A 19,109-nucleotide genomic window follows, 5' to 3' on the forward strand; every position below is an offset into this window, starting at 1 on the left:
TGGCGAGGTCGCACCTCGGCGAGTACGCCGAGGAACGACCTCAAATGCGAATACGGATTATTTCCCGTAGCACTTTTTGTATTTTTTGCCTGAACCGCACGGACAGGGATTGCCGCGATTGACTTTGTCCAAATCAACCGCCCATATCTTCCAATATAGATTTGATTCGTTTTTTCAACGGCGGCAAATCTTCTTTTATGGTTTTCCAAACTTTTTCGAAATTCAAACCGAAATAATCATGTGTTAAAACATCTCTCATGCCACAAATATCTTTCCATGGGATTTCTTTATGATCTTTTTTAAAATCAGCGGCAATATTTTTTGCCGCCTCGCCGATAATTTCAATCCTCCTGACCGCCGCGTCTTGCACCGCGCCATTATTGCGAAAATCACCTTTGGACATATCGCCGACATAAAGCTCGATCTTTTGGATACATTCCAATATATCCCCAATAAAAGCTTTTTGGCTTCTTTTTTTCATAAAATCGGAATCTGCTCTTTTAGTATGTCGTCTTTTAATAATGGATGCAAAAGATGATATTCCACCAGATCAACCTTTTTGCCGATTTTTTCCTCCAAATCAACTTTTAAGCCGCCCATGCCAAATAAAGTCATTTCCTCGGGCAATTCCACCAATAAATCGACATCGCTATTCCTTTTTTGTTCGCCGCGGGCGTAAGAACCGAAAATCGCGGCCTTGGTCACACCCCTTGCCTTTAAAATAATTTTTATCTTTTCAATTATTTTCTTGTTCATACGCAAAATATAACACAAAAATATAGTTTTATGAAAATAACGCCAACGCGATTTGCCGTTGTCGCATCGCCGATTACGGCAAGGAACAACCTCAAATGCAAAACACAAATCACTTCCCGCAACACTTTTTGTATTTTTTGCCACTGCCGCACGGACAGGGAGCGTTGCGGTCAACTTTGCCGTAGCGAGCCGAAGAGTTTTGCGGTTGAGGCCGGGATGCCGCGGCGACCGCGTTTTTATTGATTGTAACATTCAAAAGATTTTGCAGAATGTTGGCTTCAACCGTGTCCAAGAGATTGCGAAATTGCTTGTTGGCTTCGCTTTTATATTCCACCAGCGGATCCTGCTGGCCATAAGCGCGCAAACGCACCGAATCGCGCACGCTGTCCATCATCTCCAAATGTTCCTGCCAGAAAAAATCAATTGTTTTGAGCGCGATGAACCGGCCGGCTTGAATCATCGCTTCCTTGCCGTTTTCCGCCTCCCGTTTGGCGTATTGATCGCCCGCTTGGCCCTTTTCGACCAGCTCCATAATATAATCATGGATTTCTTCGTCGCTTTTCTGCAGAATTTCATCGCGCTTTTTGTAAATAACCTCGCGATGCTTGTTTAAGACGCTGTCATAATCCAGCAAGTGCTTGCGAATGTCAAAATTGGCGCCTTCAATCTTGGTTTGCGCCTCTTCGATCCTTTTGGAAACCATGCCCGACTCGATCGGCTGGTCCTCGGGAACTTTTAACATATCCATCAATTTTCTCATCGCCTCGCCCGCGAAAATACGCACCAAATCATCCTCGGTGGAAATGAAAAATTGCGTGGTACCCGGATCGCCTTGGCGGCCGGCGCGGCCGCGCAACTGGTTATCAATGCGCCGAGCTTCATGCCTTTCCGTGCCGACAATCAGCAATCCGCCCGCGTCGCGCACCTTTTGCGCTTCCGCCGCGGACGAAGGGTTGCCGCCCAAAATAATATCCACGCCGCGGCCCGCCATATTCGTGGCGATCGTCACCGCGCCATAGCGGCCCGCTTGGGCGATGATTTCGCCTTCGCGTTCATGGTTCTTGGCGTTCAGTATCTCGTGTTTTATTCCTTCCCTTTCCAACAATTTTCCCAGATATTCGTTTTTTTCCACCGACCGGGTGCCCACCAGCATCGGCTGGCCGATTTTATTGCGTTCTTTTATCTCGGCCACCAACGCTAAAAACTTGCCGCGCTCAGTCTTATATATCCGGTCGGGCAAATCAACGCGCGCCAATTTATTGTTGGTCGGAATCGGCACCGAATCAAGCCCGTAAACTTTATCGAATTCTTCGGCGGAAGTTAGAGCCGTACCGGTCATTCCCGCGAGCTTTTTGTATCCTTTGAAAAGATTCTGGAAAGTGATTGACGCCAGCGTGAGCGACTCGGCCTGAACCTTTACGCCCTCTTTGGCCTCAATGGCCTGATGCAAACCGCCCGACCAGCGGCGGCCCGGCATCAAGCGGCCGGTAAACTCATCGATAATAATAACTTGGCCGTCCTTAACCACATAATCGCGATCCGATTTATAAAGCGCCTGGGCGCGCAACGCCTGTTCCAAATGATGAAGATATTTTATCCCCTTCTCTTCATATATGTTTTCCATACCCATAATCCGCTCCACTTTGGCAATGCCGCTTTCGGTCAAAGTCGCGGCCCGGTCTTTTTCGTCCACCTTGTAATCGTCTTCGGGTTTCAACTGCGGAATTACGCGCGCGAAATCCTGATACCATTTGGAACTTTCCTCGTCGGGGGCCGAAATAATCAGCGGCGTGCGCGCCTCGTCAATCAAAATCGAATCGACTTCATCGACGATGGCGTAGTTAAAACCGCGCTGGACTTTGTCTTCCAAACGATAAGCCATATTGTCGCGCAGATAATCGAATCCGAATTCGTTATTGGTGCCGTAAGTGATATCGGCCGCGTAAGCTTCCCGGCGCGAGCAAGGCCGCAAAAAATCCTGCGAAATATGAAATGACCCCAAATTATCCCGCATCGTATCCTCGGTTTCCTGCGCTTTTTTATAATTCGGATCGTATAAGAACGACTGATCGTGATTGATGCAACCCGTGGACAATCCCAACGCGGAATAAACTTGGCCCATCCAAACGCAATCGCGCCGCGCCAGATAATCGTTAACCGTAACCAAATGCACCCCCTCTCCCGACAGCGCGTTCAAATACACCGGCGCGGTCGCGGTCAAGGTTTTGCCTTCGCCGGTTTTCATTTCCGCGATTTTTCCCTGATGCAAAACAATACCGCCCATCAGCTGAACATCAAAATGCCGCTGGCCCAAATTGCGGCGCGCCGCTTCCCGCGCCAAAGCAAACGCCTCGGGCAGAATATCGTCTAAAACCGCGCCTTTGGCCAGACGGTCCTTGAACTCCGCGGTTTTGTCTTTGATCCGCTCATCGCTCAACTCCCGGAAATTTTTTTCCAAGCCGTTAATCGCGTCCACCTCCGGTCGCAGTTTCTTGAAATAATTTTTGTTTTCGTCGCCGAAAATCTTGGTGAGTAAAGACATAATTTTCAATTTTCAATTTTCAATTTTTCCGCCAAAGGACGGATCCGCCTCCGGCGGACATTGAATTTCCAATGAACCAATTTCCAAGCAAAACAACTAAAAAATTGGCAGAAAATTGAATATTTAACTATCTAATTTTGATCCTCTTAATTGTAGACCAATTTATAAAAAAAGAAAGACCGGCAAGGTTATCACCGGAAAAAATTAAAAATCAATATTTTCTTTTTTTATATTTACCTCTGCATATGGGGCAAACTTTCTTGCCCCCAACTTTGGGATGCCCATTTTGGCAAACCCAAATAAACTTCCTTTTACTCATCCTCATCCCCCTGTTTTTTTATTAAATGTCTATTCGACCCGGAAGATACACCTTCCGGATACCACTTCTCATCGTCTTGAAGCGGTACCTGATCGCGTCTTAGAAATTCTGTCATTATAGACCACTGCCAGTAGACTAAATTATTTCCGCGCTTTGTCAAGCATTTTTTCTTTGAAGTCCGTGATTTGCCTTTGCAAATCGTCACGCACCGCCACGACGGCTTTTTCCAGATCGTCGGCGCTTTTGGCCGCGCGCAATTTGTTGCGATGAAAAGTTATCAAAACCTCGGCGCGGCAAATATCGCCCTTGCGATGGTGCAAAGTTGTGCGGCCCACTTCAACAACCGCCTCGATTTTGGAAACCAGCGACGGATCGTCGACTTCTTGCAGCAAGTCGAAATATTTTTCCAGCGACCCGATCTTTTCCTCGACAAACTCGCGCAACGACGGCGTCATTTCGATATTCTTGGTTTTAACGATTATATTCATGATTTTATCTGATTTCCTTGAATTGCGAAACGCTTTGCATTTGGGGTCTAACCCTTGCTGCCTGTCCCGAGTATTCCCGAGGGATAATCGCAAGGGTTAGACCCCTTCAAAGCATTTGAATCCAATGGTTTCGCAATTCAAAGGAATTTAATAATTCCGCAATTCAAAACGATTTATAAATGATTATACAAATTAAATACAAATTATCAAAACGGATTATTCCGCTTTTTTATTAAAAATCCGCTTTATTTCGCGGCTTATCGACAACAAAAGAATATTTTAAACAAATATTCTCTTGTTGTTAAGATTGCTTTAATTATTTGTTGGAAATCTTTTTCTTGCTTTTCCGATTCTTTATCTTGGTCTCTTTCGAAGGCCGTTGTTTTTTTCTCTTGGGGACTTGAACCATATTTTTAATTAAAGCTTTTTATTTCCTCCCGTTCGGCTCAAAGAAAACTATCTCTTCTTTGCAACCTTCTTCTTCGCTTTCGGTTTTGCTTTCGGTTTTGCCTTAGCTTTTTTTGCCGCCATGGTTTTTAAAATTATTTTAAAATTACTTCTAAAAATTTTCGACCGTTATTTTTTTGCTCGCGAAATTTTTGTTAAAAAAATTTCGCGACAACTGTTATATTTATTTTTTCATGTCGCGAAACTTTGTCAAGTGTGGATAACTAATCCACGAAAAAATTAACAAATTTTTTCGTAATTTTCAATTAACAATTTTCAATTTTCAAAAATACTTTGCTATCTGTTTGAACATTGACAATTGAGACATTCATTAAAAATTGGAATTTGAAAATTGAAAATTAATTTTGTTTATAGGATTTCAATCTCTTCTTTCATTCCCACGCCGAATTTTTCTTTGGCCGCGGATTTTATTTGCGCGATGATATCTTTGACATTTTGCGCGGTCGCGCCGCCGCGATTCACGATAAAATTGGAATGTTTCTCCGAAACTTGCGCGCCGCCGATCAATTTGCCCTTGAATCCGCAGTCATCGATTATTTTTCCGGCAAAAAATCCCGGCGGGTTGACAAACACCGAACCGGCCGAAGGATATTCCAGCGGTTGAGTGGTCGATTTTTTGGCAAGATATTCATCCATTAACGATTTGATATCTTCTCGATTGCCTTTTGCCAGCGAAATATCCGCCGCCGCGATCACCAAATTTTTGTCGTGTTTAAATGCGCTTTCACGGTAAGAAAAACCGCACTCCGGCTTCCCAAAAACTTTTTCTTTGACGCCTTTCGGCAAAATTTCGATCACCCTCACCTTGCGGACGCATTCGGAAATCTCGCCATGAAACGCGCCCGCGTTGCCCCGGATCGCCCCGCCCGCGGTTCCCGGTATGCCAACCGCCCATTCCATTCCGGTCAGTGAACGCTCCAGCGCGTAACGCGCGAGCGCGGCCAGCGGCGTACCGGCGCCGACGGCAAGCAAAACGCGCGCGCCCTCCTCTTTGACTTCAATCGAATTATTTTCGATTTTTAATACCATGCCCGGATAGCCTTCGTCGGAAAACAAAACATTGCTGCCGCCGCCCAAAACAAAGAACGGGAATTTGTTTTCCCGCGCCGCTTCCACTCCGGCGATTATTTCGTCCGTATCGCCCGCCGCGAACACCACTCGCGCCGGTCCGCCGATGCGATAGGTACAGTATTTATCCAACGGCTCGTTTTTTTTGATCGTCGACATAAAAAAGAATCAATATAAGAGCGTGGAAAAACTATTTTCAGAACGAAATTTTCAGATTTCGAGCGAGAAAAATGAGGAAAGAGAAGGCATACTTGGCTTAAAGTCTGCCGCCGACTGACGAATTTTTCGCAGCCGAAAGATGGAAATTGCAGTTGAAATATAGTTTTTCTACGCTCTCAATATATAAAATTATTCGTTTGAACCCGCGGCTCGGGATTGAATCGCGTTTATTTGCTCCAATATCGTTTTTGACTGGGCATTGTTCGGGTAAAGATCATAGGCCTGCCGGGCCAGGACCGCCGCTTCGTCCGGTTGCGATTGGTAAAGTTTCGTCCGGGCCAAATCCCAATAACTTTGCTGGTTTTTCGGCGACAGTTTTTGGGCTTTTTCCAGCGCGTCCCAAGCCAGAGTTAATTTTGATTTGTCGAATTTCGACCAACTGTTGTAAACCCGTCCCAATTGCAAATATGATTGGAAATCAAGAGGCGATTCCCGGACGCTGTTTTCCAGTTCCCCGGCGATAAATACGAATGTTTCTTCGATTTGCTTTTGGGTGAGCTTGCCGGGAATTCCTTCGGTTTCCATTGCCTGAATCCATTGGCTGGCAAAAAATAATCTTATTTGGTACCTTCCCAATGGCGACGATCCCAGCGCTTCACGATAAAGCTGCATTCTTTGAGGCGATCCCAATATCGAAGAAGCGGCCTGAACGGCGTCATAGCCGGCCATCGCCGGACCCAAAACAAAAAAATTAAAACATATGATGCCCGCTCCCGCCGGCGCCAAAACTTGCCACCATTCAAACGACTGCGGCCAAACTTTTTTTTCTTGCGATCCAAAACGGTGAAGCCACGCGATGAATCCCAAACACATAAACCACATCAAATAACTCGCCACCATATCAAACACGGTCAGGTTTTGCAAAAAATACGCGCCAAGAAGCGCCGTGAACACGCCGGCTTGGACAAAATCAATCTTCCCCGCCAAATAGCCCTTCCACAAAATATACAGCGCGGCGGCGAAAACCAAAAGATAACTCGCCAGACCGATCACTCCCGTTTCATTCAAGGTGTCAAAAATTATATTATGCGCCCGATCATACCAGATCGCCGATGAACACTCGGGAGTTCCCAAACACGGATTGTAATATCGCGCGAACACCAAATTAAAATTTTCCGGCCCCCACCCCAGATAAGGCCGCTCCAAAAATCCCTTCCAGGCGATATCCCAAACCACAATCCGCGCGCGGATCGCGCCTTCGCCGAACTTTGAAGCCACCGCCGAATGAATCGCGCTCCCCTGATTGAAAGAAAAAACCACGATAGCCGTTCCGGCAATTCCCGCGCCGAGCAAAACCAGCAATCCCGCCGCCTTTAACGCGATCTTTTTCCGAGTTGACATCCATAGAATTCCCAAAAAAGCCATTCCCGCCAAAAACGCAAGTTTAACGCCGCGGGCGCCGCTGTCAATGACATCGCGAATCAAACCGTCGCGCGGATATTGAAAATTGCCGTTGACAAGGCTGTTCCAACTGCGGGTGTTTTCAAAGAAAAGGCAAAATACCATTATCAAAAATGCCGCGCCGAAAAAAATTTTTAAATTTTTGTTTTCATCGAATTTTTGCGATAAAAACAAATACAGCGCGATGAAAATATTGAACAAAAGATAAGCGGCCCAGAAAGAATCGTTACCGATAAACCCGCCGCCGCGCGATGTTTCGCGCAGATCAAAGATCGCCTGCACTCCGATAACCAGCGCGACTCCGACGCCGGCGCCGAACAACCGCCGCCAATCTCTTTTTTCAAACACCGACGATATAACGATCATAAACGCGGTTAAATGAGAAAGCATTAAAATCCCGCCCATCCGTTCGAATTTCGACCAAAAACTGGCCGAAAAATCCGCGCCAAAAATCGCGGCGGCGAAAGATACGGCCCAAAACAACAGCGCGGCGGCGATCAACGGATTTTTTAGATCCGGCCGGTACTCCTTCCATCGCCAAGCGAGAGCAACCCAAATAAAAAACACCATTTCGGCCAACGCCATAAAATAAATTCCTTTGGGCCCCACAAACGGAAAATAAAAATTCATGTTCTTTATGAATGGCGTCAGCAACAATAAAAATATTCCCGCTTTTATTGAATTTATAAGATATTTAGGATCCATTTTGGTATGAAATTATAAAAATTACGCGGCCTCTTTAAAAAACAAATCATTGAGATCCAGCCTGGCGATTGCCGTTCCAAACACAGGTTGGAACCAGTGAAGAAAGCGCCTTGCGAATTGGAATTTCGCCGTTTTCGATTGCCGCGGCCAGAGAATCAAGATTCGCGCGCAATCTTGCCTCATCAACGCCGGAGAGCTTGGCAATAAATATTTTTTGGTTCTGGGTGGCCACCACGCCTTCCTCGGCGGTCAACAATTCCTCGAAAAGCTTTTCTCCGGGACGGATACCGATATAAACAATCGGGATATCGACATCGGGTTCGAATCCCGAAAGCCGGATCATTTCCTTGGCCAAATCCAATATCTTGACCGGCTTGCCCATATCCAAAACAAACACTTCCCCGCCCTGCCCCATCGCCCCGGCGCGCATCACCAAAAGGCAAGCCTCGCTGGTCAGCATAAAATATCTCTTCATTTCCGGATCGGTCACTTCCACCGGACCGCCGCGCCGGATTTGTTCGCGAAAAATCGGAATCACGCTTCCGCGGCTTCCCAAAACATTGCCAAACCGCACCGAAACAAACTTGGTCGAGTTACGGCCGTTCAACAACTGGCAAACCATTTCACCGATACGCTTGGTCGCGCCCATCACCGAGGTCGGATTGATGGCCTTGTCAGTGGAAATGAAAATGAATTTCTCGACATTGTTCGCGATCGCCGCTTCGCCCAAAATTTTCGTGCCAAACACATTGTTGCGCACCGCTTCGTCGATATTCTCCTCCATTAACGGCACATGCTTATAGGCCGCGGCGTGAAAAATTATTTGCGGCTTGGACGCGGCAAAAACCTTGCCAACTCTCTCTTTGTTCTGGATATCGGCGACAAATTCTTCAACGGCCAGCCCGGAAAAATATTTTTTCAATTCCGCGTTGATATTAAATATCCCGGTTTCATCCTGATCGAAAATAACCAATTTGGCCGGTTTGAATTTGGCCACTTGCCGGCAAAGCTCGGAACCGATTGATCCGGCCGCGCCGGTGATCATCACCCTTTTGCCGGCAATGAATTTCTCGATCATATCGGTTTCCAAAGATACCGGGTCGCGCTCAAGCAAATCTTCCACTTCGACTTTTCTGATATCCGACAATGAAATGTTTCCGTCTATGATCTCGCTCATCGGCGGCACCACCTTTATTTTCTTTAAACCGGCTTTCTTGGCCATGCGCACCGCCTCCTTAATCAGCTTGGACCCCGACGGCAACGCGATAATTATTTCCTCCACCCCATAATTCGATACGATCCGGGGAATATCTTCCAGTTTGCCCAAAACTTTTATGTCATGAATGATATTGCCCTGCCGCGATTCGTTGTTATCGACAAAACCGATCGCGCGATACCGGCCGGCGGCGGAACTGATAATACTCCGCAACAATTGTTCGCCCGCGTCGCCCGCGCCCGCGATCAGCACCCGGGTCTTTCCCTCGCTTGATTTAGGCTTGAAAATATATGAATAAATCCTCTTGGCGAAACGCAGTCCGCCGCAAAAAATAAAAATAAAGAAACAAGCGATAAAAATCGTCGACCGCGGAAATCCCGAAAAGAACTGGAAGTCCTTGAACGCGTACAACACCGCGGTTTCCAAAAGCAAAGCGGTCCCCGCGGCGCGCGTAAGCGCGACCAGTTCCTGGGTGCTGACATACGACCACAAAAAAGAATACAAACGATTGGCCAAAAACGAGGGCAGATAAAAAATCCAGCCCAAAAACACCAAACGCGCGATCATGACAAAATAGTGCCCCGGAATTTGCGCTTCGAAACGCACCATGAATGCCAGCCAAACCGAAAATGCCACCAGCGCGGCATCGACGGCGAAAAATAAAAACTTTTTATACTTTTGCAACAAGTTGGCCATTTTTTATTAAAATTCCCTCTTTCAAGATTGCTTCTTATTGTCTTGCGCGTAAAAACCTCTGACGCATTTGATCACATAATCGACTTCCGAATCCGTCAATTCCGGGTAGATCGGCAGCCGCACTAATTCCTTGGCGATCTTTTCGGTGACCGGCAGATTAAAATGTTCCAAACCAAGGCCCGGCATTTTATGGTTGGGCGTGGTATCGCGCACCAGCAATTCAACGCCTTTTGTTTCCATATATTTCTTAAACTTCCAGATATCGTCCGTTTTAATAATATATTCCTGATAAATCTGTTTTGGCTGCTGCACCGGCAAAACAACCGGCAAATCCTTCAATCCCTGATTATACCTCATGGCGATTTGGCGGCGGCGCTTCAGCATCCGCGGGTAATATTTTATCTTGATGTTTAAAATCGCGGCCTGAATATTATCCAGTCGGGAATTATACCCCCAATCCATTGTCTTGGGCGCTCTTGGCTGATGGCCCAAAAGCGCGTTCTGGGTGATGTTCCAGTGGTTGCGCAAAAGCAAAAGTTTTTCGTAAACGCTCCTGTCGTTGGTGATGATTCCGCCCGCATCGCCCGCGCCGCCCAAAGTTTTGGGCGAAATGAAACTGAAGCATCCCGTATCGCCGAATGTTCCCGCTTTTTTTTCCCCCAGATATGCGCCCAGCGCCTGGCATGCGTCTTCCACCACCCAAAGATTGTGTTCTTTGGCGATCTTCATGATCCGCGGCATATCGCAAACTTTGCCCGAAAGATGCACCGGCACAATACCCACGGTTTTATCGGTGATTGCCGCTTCAATTTGGTCAACATTCATCAAGCCGTCTTCGCCCACATCAATCAATATCGGCTTGGCGCCCAAATGAACGATTTCCTCAATGGAAGCGATGAAAGTGTGCCCCACGGTGATCACTTCGTCGCCCGGTTTGCATCCCAGCGCCCGATAGGAAATTTTTAACGCGTCCGTGCCCGAATTAACGCCCACCGCATATTTTGCCCCGCAAAAATCCGCCAGATTTTTTTCGAATTTATCGCAATCCTCGCGCAAAATAAAATCCCCTTTCGAAAAACACTTGTCCAGCGCCTTCATTATCTGCGCCTTATGATCCTTATAATACCGGCGGTAACTCGAATTAATAAAATCAACCTTCATTTTTTTAAAATTATATTTTCAATACTTGATTATAAGCACAAAACCAACCAAAAATGAAGCCCGCGCTAAACTTGCGGGGCTTCTTGTCGCAAATTCCGGGAGATAAACCCGCGACAAAAAACTTGACAAATTAAAAATTTAGTCATATTATTTTATCCAGCAAGCTCAAGGAGGGCTTAATTTGAAAATAAAACAAATTTACGATCAAGGCACCGATTCCCGAAAAGAAGATTTATTTGTCGACTTTCCGGGGAAAATAATGGGCGTTCTTGACACCGGCAGCGGCGTTTTTATTCCGCCCACCAAACCGCAAATGTTTTACGGTATGACCGGCGGACAATACACCGGCCAGCTCATTAAGGGCTCGATATTGGCCGGCATAATCACCAAAGAAAATCCACGGTACATCTTGAAATCTGCCAATATTGATCTAGCTTTGGTTTTCCAAGACCATAATCTGAACTTGGAAACGCCGGAAAACAATCCGTTTGCCAGTTATGCCCTCGCCTTTTTCAATAACAATAACATTGAAATAATCCAAGGAGGCGATTGCCAGTTCATCTGGCAAAGCAAGGACGGCTCCGTTGGCTGGACAAAAAACCAAACACTGGTTTATGACCGCGAAAATTTGCGCTTGATCACCGATTTTATGCGCAAACATAACGGCATGCGCAACACGATGTGGCAAGAATTCGGCCCTATCTTAAAAAAACGGCGGCGAGAATACTTCAATTCGTCCATGGGAAAATTTTCTCTACTCAACGGCCAGCCGGATTTTTACAAGTACTGGCAAGCGGTTGAACTCGATGCCGGCAAAATCGAGACACTGATCGGATACACCGACGGCTTCGTAATCCAGGAAAAAACCGCCAATATGGCAAAACTAGCCCCGCAAATTTTGGAAACATGCCAAAATTATGGCTTGCAAACATGGCTTGATGAAACCCATCGAACCGCCAAAGCAAAAGAAAGTGAAACCCACATTCCGCTTCCCGAAGCTACTGCAATCGCCATCGAATTTTGAAGCTCCCAAACTAACCATTTTTGAGCTTTTTTCTTTACGAAAGTTGAAAGTGTGCAATCAAAAATATATTTTCCAAATGTATTTCGTCGAGCGGGGTATGAACCCCGCACGACGACCAAAGGGGGCACCCCTTTGGAATCCTCTTGGTGCACCCCGGGGCAAAGCCCCGAGGTATTGCACTCAATAAATCACCGACATATTCTTCTAAATTTAGCATATGCTAAATTTAGAAGACAAAGGAATTGCAAAATCCAAGCCACTGTTTAAAGTATCCCAACTGTTAACTATGACGACGGAAATCAATTGATGCGGAAATGCCGGCGAAGCGGTGCATCGTCCTCAATTTGGATCGCGGTAATAATTTTCATCTCTTGCGATTCAAGTCCAAAAAAGTCGCGCAGCAATTGCATCTCTTTGGCAAATTCATACGGACAAACCCAAACGCTCTTTTGCAATTGATACAGGCCCAGTTCCTTTATTTTGCCGCGCAGCGCTTCTCTTTTTGTCCCCTGTTTGTTTGCAATATCAAAAATCAGTATCCGCCATTTTCTATCCCATTTTTTCGCGGTCTTTATTTTAAGATCATTAATCTTATACTTGCCTGCTTTTTTCTTTCCTTCATCGGTAAGGTAAATGTACATTTGGTTGCCGCGATAAACAACTTTAACCAAGCCCCTCTTTTTTAGATAATAAAACGCATTATAAAATTTCTTTCCGCTATCCTTATCGTGGCCAAACAATTTTCTGTTACTATAACTGCAAACATCGCGGCGAAAAGCGCTTATCGGCCTTGGCTGCATCGCGAAAAGAAGAAATTCCCCGGTTTCTGCCAAATTTTGTAAAATCGCTTTAACAGTTTCACCTCTGGGATTTTTCATATTTTTAATCTGACTTTTAAAAAAACCGACCCAATAAATATAATTATAACTTATCTTCTAAATTTAGCATATGCTAAATTTAGAAGACATATCAAAAAAGCGGATTGTTTGTCCGGGTAATGGCTCACAATCACCTAAAACAAACCAAAATGTTTGAAAACTTCGAGGATGCCGTTTTGGTCTATGTGGGGGCCGAGGAAATTGCGGTGCGGGTCGTTGGCAATGGCGGTGGCAATGTTTTGTTTCACTTTAGGCAGAGCGTTTTCGAGAGTGGCGCGATAGCCGCAGAGTTTCATAAACTCCCAGTCAACAACGCCGTCGCCCGCGCCCAAAACACTTTCGAAAGATATGCCCAGATGCTTGATAAGCTTAGATAAGCTGGCCACTTTCGACACACCCGAAGGCACAAAAAAACCGTAATAATGATCGGTCAAGAATAAATTGTTTCCCCATAACAGCTCAATCCTTCCATTGAATTCGGTGATAATCTCCGCCATCGCCGTTTCAGCGCTCTTGTTTTTGGAACTGCCCGACATATAAATACTTGAGAGTCTTTGATGCTCTCTTCCAGCGAATCAACCACCTGCGGCAAAGTTTCGATCGAAGCAAACAACAACTTGTTGATTTCATTATCGGTCTGGTTTTTCTAAACATAATATTTTTCTGCGGTGGAAAAATATGTGACAATATTATTTTCAAGCAACCGGCGCGCCAGCCGGCGGCAATCGCTTTGCTTAATGGTTTTGCACTGCAATACATCTTCCGAAAACGGATTTGTTATCAGGCAGCCCATCTCGCCGATATGGAAATTATCCAGTCCGGCGGCTTCAATCACATATTTCATCGCCGGAGTATAAAACGGCCGGCCGGTGCATAAAATTACCGGAATCCCGCTTTCTTTTATGGCTTTAAGCGCGTTGACAATTTCCAAACAAGGCATCGGAAAATTCACCCCGTTTTTAAAACCGACCAAAATACCATCAACATCCAAAACCACTGCTTTAATATTGGAATTCATAAATTAATTTAGCTTAGCACAATCAATAAAAGCCCGGCGATCACACCGGCGATACCAAGCATTTTTTGCTTGGTGAATTCGTCGCCGAAAAGTTTGACCGCCAGCAAGCTCACAATCGCCACGCCGGTTGTCTGGATGGCGTTCACATAGCCCATATTGGGCGCGGCCACAAACGCGTTCCACATCAGCACATTGGCAATTCCCGACGCCAAGCCCAATAAAAACAACAAACCGAATTGTTTTTTATGTTTCAATAACGGCAATTTTTTGCGCCGAATTTCAACGCCCCAAATCGCCACCGCAATGGCTACCGCCCAGAACAAAAATGCGGTTTGGTTGATATCCAAAAACATATTGGCATACTTTACCGCCACCGACCAGCCGGCATAGCAAAAAAACGCGATAAAGGACATCCTGATCCAACGAGAATTATGCAAGATTTTGCCGCCGGATTTTTTGCCTGCAATCAGCAGCTGGCTGGCCAGGATCAGCGCGATACCCGCGATCTTGCGCCAGGACAATTCGCCGCCGAACATAAAAATCGCGGCCAGCGTCGTCAAAACCACATAGCTTTTATTAATCGCTTGGCTGTAACCGGGATTGGGCGCCAGATTCAGGCCGCGCACGCTGGCCGCGTTGCCAAAATAAACGCAAAGACCGGCGAATAAAACCAGCCAAATATCCGCTTTCGCGAAAACATTGAACTCCCCTTCGGGCACCGCGAAAACAAATACCAAAAGCGCCACCGCGTAGGTGGCGAGATTGATCACCGGCGCCGGCACGCCCGCGCGCCAATTATATTTGCTCAAAATACTGGTCGAAGCAAATAGCACTAAACTGATCAAGCTCCCGATTATCCAATTCATAATTTTTACAGACCGGCGAATTTTTTATAATTTTCCTTGCTGATCATTTCCACTTTGGCGTCCGGATAGGCGCGCGAAAACGCCACCGGCACTTTGCCCGGCCGCGATTTCCATTTGAATTCAAAGCCGGCGAGCTTGCCGCCGCGTTCCTCGATCAGATCGATTTCTTGTTTTTGCAATGTGCGCCAAAAATACATATTGGCGCCGCCATCGGTATTATTATCGCTTTTGACGCGTTCGCCGATCATGAAATTTTCCCACAACGCGCCCGCGTCCTGGCGCAAATCCAACGGATTCAAGTTATTGATCAGCGCGTTGCGGATGCCGTTATCGTAAAAATAGATCTTCCGATTGCTTTTGATTTCATTTCGCAAATTGCGCGAGAAAGAAGGCAAACGAAAAACAATAAACGCTTTTTCCAAAATTTGGATATAATCGGCAACCGTTTGCTTGTTGATCTCGATCAATGACGCCAATTCGCCGTATGAAACCTCATTCCCCACTTGCAATGCCAGCGCGCGCAATAATTTTTCCAAAACTTCATGATTTTTTATGTTCCGGTATTCCAAAACATCCTTGTAGACATAACTTTTCGCCAGCGTTTTCAGCGTCTTTATTTTTGCAAAATCGCTCTCAAAAACAACCCCGGGGTACATGCCGAAAATCATTCTGTTTTCCAAAATCCGGTCAATTTCGATTTCCGAATAGATTTCTTTCAATTCGGCGAGTGAAAAAGGATACAAATAAAATTCAATTTTTCGGCCCGTGAGCGGTTCAACAATTTCATTGGACAAATCAAACGACGACGACCCCGTGGCAATGATCTGCATTTGGGGATAATTGTCAACCATCAATTTCAAAGTCAAGCCGATATTGCGCACTCTTTGGGCTTCATCCAAAATAACCAGTTTGTTATCTCCAAAAAACAATTTTAATTCGGTCGAAGTTTTACCAGTGAGGGCATCGCGCACATCCGCTTCGTCGCAATTGAAATAAGCGGTAGCAATTTGTTTTTGGTTTTCCTGGATAAGTTTGACCAAAGTGGTCTTTCCCACTTGCCGCGGGCCGTAAATTACCACAATTTTACCCTTAAAGAGGGTTTTTTCAACTTCTGATTGGATTTTTCGTCTAATTAACATATAATTTGGCTAGTTAACTAACTGAATTATATATTAATTTAGCTAATTGTCAAGCCAGCGGCCAAATTATATGATAATCAAACCATTTTACCCCCTATTTATCAATTAATTTGGCCATAATCAACAGAAGTCGGAAACCTGCGGATAAATAATCAAGATCAAACGGTTTATAATCTTGTTTATAGCCGAATATAGCAAGGAGCCGGCGATGAGTAAGTTTCCAAGATAATGTTTTTCACTTCTTCGGGTTTTGCGGCAAGATAGGTTTTAAAATTGGGCAAATGAGCGAAAACCCGGGATTCTTCGTCTTCAGTGATCAAATTATGGGAAAATCCTAAAAATTTGTATTTCTCGCTCCCCTTCACGCCGATGATCTTCACATTCGCATTGTGCAAGCACACGGCGTTGCGCACCGCTTCAAACGGCCGGAAAGCGACAAAATTTATCATACTGTAAACATAGGGCTTCAAGCCCTCCAGCGCCATGCCCGCGGCAATCGTCATCGTGCTTTGCTCGGTCACGCCCAAATTAAAAAACCGATTTGGAAATTTTTTTTGGAACTCTTCAATGTAATTAAAACCCACATCCGGAATTATCAAAACGATCTTTTCGTCGATTCGCGCCAACTCAATCAAAGCATCGATGAATTCCCGGCGCGTATCCTGTTGTTTGATTATTTCAGCCATTTGTTTTTAATTCTTTTAAAGCCGCCTGGTATTCCTGTTCGGACGGCGCTTTATAATGGTATAAATTCTGCCCTTCCATAAAGCTCACGCCTTTGCCTTTGACGGTTTTGGCAATCGCCACGGTTGGTTTTCCCGCCACCGGTTCATTGATCGCTTTTTCGATTTGGCCAAAATCGTGGCCATCGATCTCGCGAACATTCCAGCCGAACGCCCGCCATTTATCGCCCAGCGGCTCGATATTCAAAATTTCGTCCACGCCGCCCATGGCCTGCAAGCCGTTGCTGTCGACAAACACCAAAAGATTGTCCAAACCGTGCTGGCGCGCGATCAACGCCGATTCCCAAGTGGTGCCGATCTGCATTTCGCCGTCCGACATCACGGCAAAAATTTTCCCGCTTTCTTTTTTTGTTTTTTTGGCCAGCGCGAATCCCACGCCGAACGGTAAACCAAAACCCATCGATCCGCCCGCGGCCGGAATTTCGGGAATTATCGGCTCGGCCAAACCGATGAATTTACTGCCCGGCTGGCAGAAACTATCCAAATCCGCTTCGGTGATCCGCCCCTTTTGCTTGAGAAAATAATAAAGCGATGCCGCCGCCCAGCCCTTGCTCAAAATCACCTTGTCGCGATCCAAGTCAATGTTTTCAAAAATCACCGCCAGCATATCAACACAGCTGTAATTGCTGCCGATATGGCTGGTTTGCGCCTTATAAATCATTTCCAAAACCCTGATTCGGGCATCGTTGGCGATTTTTTTATAGTCCGGTTTATCCATAAATTATTTTTCGCAATTTATTTTTTTAACTTTAACACAAAACCGCGATTTTTAAAAATATTCCCAAAAACAATCAAAAAGAGGGTTGACCCCTGTAAATTCAAACTAGGTTGGGTCTCCGCGAATTCAAGCAACGGATTTTGACAGAAATTCAAGGTCTTCCTGCGGCAAACGCCAATCCAACGCGCCGATGTTTTCAACGATATGCTCGGGCTTGGTGATACCCACAAGCGCCGCGCCATTGGAATTGCGGTCCAAAACCCAGCGAATCGCGGTTTGCGCAGCCGTTTTGGCGTATTTTTTTCCGATATCTCCCGCCCGTTTTGCCAATTCCAAATTTTGTTGAAACTTTTCCCCCTGCCAGTTCGAATACCGGCCGCGGACATCGTCTTTTCCGAATTTGAAATCCCCGGCGATCTTTCCCGACAGCAAACCTTGCGCCAGCGATCCGTAAGTGATTAAAGTGATTTTTCTTTCTTTGCAAAACGGAACCAGTTCGGTTTCGATGCCGCGGTCGATTAAATTATAAGGCGCCTGCGTTGATTCTCCCCGGCCGACTCTTTCGGCCCTCTCTATCAAACCAACCGGAAAATTGGAATAACCGATATGCATAATTTTGCCCTGTTCTTGGCATTTGACCAATGCCGCCATTGTTTCTCCAATGGATGTCGCACCGTCGGGCCAATGAATTTGATACAAAGGAACGCATTCGATTTTCAAACGCCGCAAACTGGCTTCCAGCGCCTCAACGGCGTATTGGGGGCTGATATCTTTAAAAGTTTTGCCGTCCGGGCCGACGCGCACGCCGAATTTCGTGGCGATCACGGCATTCTTGCGGTTTTCGCCCAAGGCCCGGGCCAAAATTTCTTCCGCGTGGCCCCGCCCGTAAACATCGGCTGTGTCAAAAAAATTAATCCCCAAATCCCAGGCCCGGCGCAACGCCGCGATAGAATCAAAATCATTGATCTTGCCCCAGCCGAAACCGCCGATCGCCCAAGTGCCCACGCCCAGACGGCTGATCTTTAAATTTGTTTTTCCCAAATTAACGAATTCCATTTTTTTTCTCTCCCAAGCTTCTCTTTTTTAAAAAAATTACTTTCACGATTTCCCAAAAAGTGAGCCAGATTATTTTGACATCGGTGAAAAACGAACTTTCTTTGGCGTATCTTATGCGCAATTTGTTTTTTTCCGGCTCGATCTTTTCCATATAAATTTTGTCCACATCTTCGCTGCCCAGAATCTGGTCCAAGTTAATGAACGCGATTGACGCATAATCGGTCATTCCGGGCTTGACGCTCAAAATCAGCCTTTCTTCTCCTTCATACAAATCAGTGTATTTTTTAACCTGCGGCCGCGGCCCGACGATGCTCATCTCCCCCTTTAACACATTGAATAATTGGGGCATTTCATCCAGCTTGTATTTGCGCAGCGTCCGGCCGATTTTAATGTTGCGCGGATCATTGTCCGCGGTCGACGGCCCGCCCAGTTTCTCGGCATCGACCACCATGGTGCGAAACTTTAAAATCTTGAATTGTTTGCCGCCCTTTCCCGTGCGCAAGCCGCGGTAAAACACCGGGCCGGGCGAATTCAATTCAATTGCCAGCGCCACGACAATCATTATCGGCGCGAATATGGCCAAACAAACCGCGGAAACAACAATGTCAAACAGCCGTTTCAACATATT

The 19,109-nt window shown here is 46.0% G+C and carries 16 protein-coding genes and 1 pseudogene; 1 reads left to right on the forward strand and 16 read right to left on the reverse strand.

The genetic code is table 11. The annotated features are described in order from the left end of the window. Positions 1-133 precede the first annotated feature (133 nt). The 8 genes from L7H18_04270 to L7H18_04305 all read right to left on the reverse strand — a co-directional run bounded on the left by L7H18_04270 (position 134) and on the right by L7H18_04305 (position 11,039). Complete coding sequence (locus L7H18_04270; protein UMX47631.1) at positions 134-481, reverse strand: DUF86 domain-containing protein; 348 nt, start codon at positions 479-481, stop codon at positions 134-136. Next, complete coding sequence (locus L7H18_04275; protein UMX47632.1) at positions 478-756, reverse strand: nucleotidyltransferase family protein; 279 nt, start codon at positions 754-756, stop codon at positions 478-480. The genes L7H18_04270 and L7H18_04275 overlap by 4 nt, the downstream gene beginning before the upstream one ends. Before the next feature lie 109 nt (positions 757-865). Further along, complete coding sequence (gene secA / locus L7H18_04280) at positions 866-3,298, reverse strand: preprotein translocase subunit SecA (GenBank protein ID UMX47633.1); 2,433 nt, start codon at positions 3,296-3,298, stop codon at positions 866-868. A 459-nt stretch (positions 3,299-3,757) separates the two neighbouring features. Beyond that, positions 3,758-4,105, reverse strand: a complete 348-nt coding sequence (gene raiA / locus L7H18_04285) for a ribosome-associated translation inhibitor RaiA (GenBank protein UMX47634.1) — start codon at positions 4,103-4,105, stop codon at positions 3,758-3,760. 816 nt (positions 4,106-4,921) lie between these two features. Beyond that, positions 4,922-5,800, reverse strand: coding sequence for a UDP-N-acetylmuramate dehydrogenase (gene murB, locus L7H18_04290; GenBank protein ID UMX47635.1), 879 nt, complete (start codon positions 5,798-5,800; stop codon positions 4,922-4,924). Positions 5,801-5,989: 189 nt separating this feature from the next. Beyond that, positions 5,990-7,891 carry an O-antigen ligase family protein gene (locus L7H18_04295; GenBank protein UMX47636.1) on the reverse strand — a complete coding sequence of 634 codons (1,902 nt, stop codon included), beginning with the start codon at positions 7,889-7,891 and terminating at the stop codon, positions 5,990-5,992. Between the two features lie 121 nt (positions 7,892-8,012). Beyond that, positions 8,013-9,878 (reverse strand): polysaccharide biosynthesis protein, encoded by a 1,866-nt coding sequence (locus L7H18_04300; GenBank protein ID UMX47637.1) that lies wholly within the window; start codon positions 9,876-9,878, stop codon positions 8,013-8,015. A 21-nt stretch (positions 9,879-9,899) separates the two neighbouring features. Further along, positions 9,900-11,039 (reverse strand): DegT/DnrJ/EryC1/StrS family aminotransferase, encoded by a 1,140-nt coding sequence (locus tag L7H18_04305; GenBank protein ID UMX47638.1) that lies wholly within the window; start codon positions 11,037-11,039, stop codon positions 9,900-9,902. 181 nt (positions 11,040-11,220) lie between these two features. Here L7H18_04305 and L7H18_04310 point away from each other — a divergent pair, with 181 nt between their 5' ends. Next, positions 11,221-12,063: a hypothetical protein gene (locus L7H18_04310; GenBank protein ID UMX47639.1), complete on the forward strand. Its 843-nt coding sequence runs from the start codon at positions 11,221-11,223 to the stop codon at positions 12,061-12,063. 299 nt (positions 12,064-12,362) lie between these two features. Here the strand turns inward: L7H18_04310 and L7H18_04315 are convergent, their stop codons facing one another. From L7H18_04315 to L7H18_04350, 8 genes and pseudogenes are all read right to left on the reverse strand, one after another. Further along, positions 12,363-12,941, reverse strand: a complete 579-nt coding sequence (locus L7H18_04315; GenBank protein UMX47640.1) for a hypothetical protein — start codon at positions 12,939-12,941, stop codon at positions 12,363-12,365. Between the two features lie 134 nt (positions 12,942-13,075). After that, positions 13,076-13,881, reverse strand: a pseudogene (locus tag L7H18_04320) (HAD family hydrolase). An 86-nt stretch (positions 13,882-13,967) separates the two neighbouring features. Further along, positions 13,968-14,825 carry an EamA family transporter gene (locus L7H18_04325; protein ID UMX47641.1) on the reverse strand — a complete coding sequence of 286 codons (858 nt, stop codon included), beginning with the start codon at positions 14,823-14,825 and terminating at the stop codon, positions 13,968-13,970. 5 nt (positions 14,826-14,830) lie between these two features. Then, positions 14,831-15,964, reverse strand: a complete 1,134-nt coding sequence (locus tag L7H18_04330; protein ID UMX47642.1) for an ATP-binding protein — start codon at positions 15,962-15,964, stop codon at positions 14,831-14,833. Between the two features lie 179 nt (positions 15,965-16,143). Further along, positions 16,144-16,650: a hypothetical protein gene (locus L7H18_04335; GenBank protein ID UMX47643.1), complete on the reverse strand. Its 507-nt coding sequence runs from the start codon at positions 16,648-16,650 to the stop codon at positions 16,144-16,146. After that, a complete protein-coding gene (locus L7H18_04340; protein ID UMX47644.1) occupies positions 16,643-17,425 on the reverse strand; it encodes a transketolase in 783 nt (260 codons plus the stop codon). Before L7H18_04340 ends, L7H18_04335 begins: the two co-directional genes overlap by 8 nt. A gap of 126 nt (positions 17,426-17,551) precedes the next feature. Beyond that, entirely contained in the window at positions 17,552-18,481 is a 930-nt protein-coding gene (locus L7H18_04345) for an aldo/keto reductase (protein UMX47645.1), read from the reverse strand. Further along, on the reverse strand, positions 18,468-19,106 hold the full coding sequence (locus tag L7H18_04350; protein ID UMX47646.1) for a sugar transferase: 639 nt from the start codon (positions 19,104-19,106) through the stop codon (positions 18,468-18,470). The genes L7H18_04345 and L7H18_04350 overlap by 14 nt, the downstream gene beginning before the upstream one ends. Between the last annotated feature and the right edge of the window lie 3 nt (positions 19,107-19,109).

Source organism: Candidatus Nealsonbacteria bacterium DGGOD1a (assembly GCA_022530585.1).
Classification (GTDB): Bacteria; Patescibacteriota; Minisyncoccia; order Minisyncoccales; family UBA5738; genus UBA5738.

Coding starts and splice junctions, on each gene's coding strand:
- L7H18_04270 (UMX47631.1), bottom strand. CDS start 481: ATGAAAAAAAGAAGCCAAAAAGCTTTTATTGGGGATATATTGGAATGT.
- L7H18_04275 (UMX47632.1), bottom strand. CDS start 756: ATGAACAAGAAAATAATTGAAAAGATAAAAATTATTTTAAAGGCAAGG.
- secA (UMX47633.1), bottom strand. CDS start 3,298: ATGTCTTTACTCACCAAGATTTTCGGCGACGAAAACAAAAATTATTTC.
- raiA (UMX47634.1), bottom strand. CDS start 4,105: ATGAATATAATCGTTAAAACCAAGAATATCGAAATGACGCCGTCGTTG.
- murB (UMX47635.1), bottom strand. CDS start 5,800: ATGTCGACGATCAAAAAAAACGAGCCGTTGGATAAATACTGTACCTAT.
- L7H18_04295 (UMX47636.1), bottom strand. CDS start 7,891: ATGAATTTTTATTTTCCGTTTGTGGGGCCCAAAGGAATTTATTTTATG.
- L7H18_04300 (UMX47637.1), bottom strand. CDS start 9,878: ATGGCCAACTTGTTGCAAAAGTATAAAAAGTTTTTATTTTTCGCCGTC.
- L7H18_04305 (UMX47638.1), bottom strand. CDS start 11,039: ATGAAGGTTGATTTTATTAATTCGAGTTACCGCCGGTATTATAAGGAT.
- L7H18_04315 (UMX47640.1), bottom strand. CDS start 12,941: ATGAAAAATCCCAGAGGTGAAACTGTTAAAGCGATTTTACAAAATTTG.
- L7H18_04325 (UMX47641.1), bottom strand. CDS start 14,825: ATGAATTGGATAATCGGGAGCTTGATCAGTTTAGTGCTATTTGCTTCG.
- L7H18_04330 (UMX47642.1), bottom strand. CDS start 15,964: ATGTTAATTAGACGAAAAATCCAATCAGAAGTTGAAAAAACCCTCTTT.
- L7H18_04335 (UMX47643.1), bottom strand. CDS start 16,650: ATGGCTGAAATAATCAAACAACAGGATACGCGCCGGGAATTCATCGAT.
- L7H18_04340 (UMX47644.1), bottom strand. CDS start 17,425: ATGGATAAACCGGACTATAAAAAAATCGCCAACGATGCCCGAATCAGG.
- L7H18_04345 (UMX47645.1), bottom strand. CDS start 18,481: ATGGAATTCGTTAATTTGGGAAAAACAAATTTAAAGATCAGCCGTCTG.
- L7H18_04350 (UMX47646.1), bottom strand. CDS start 19,106: ATGTTGAAACGGCTGTTTGACATTGTTGTTTCCGCGGTTTGTTTGGCC.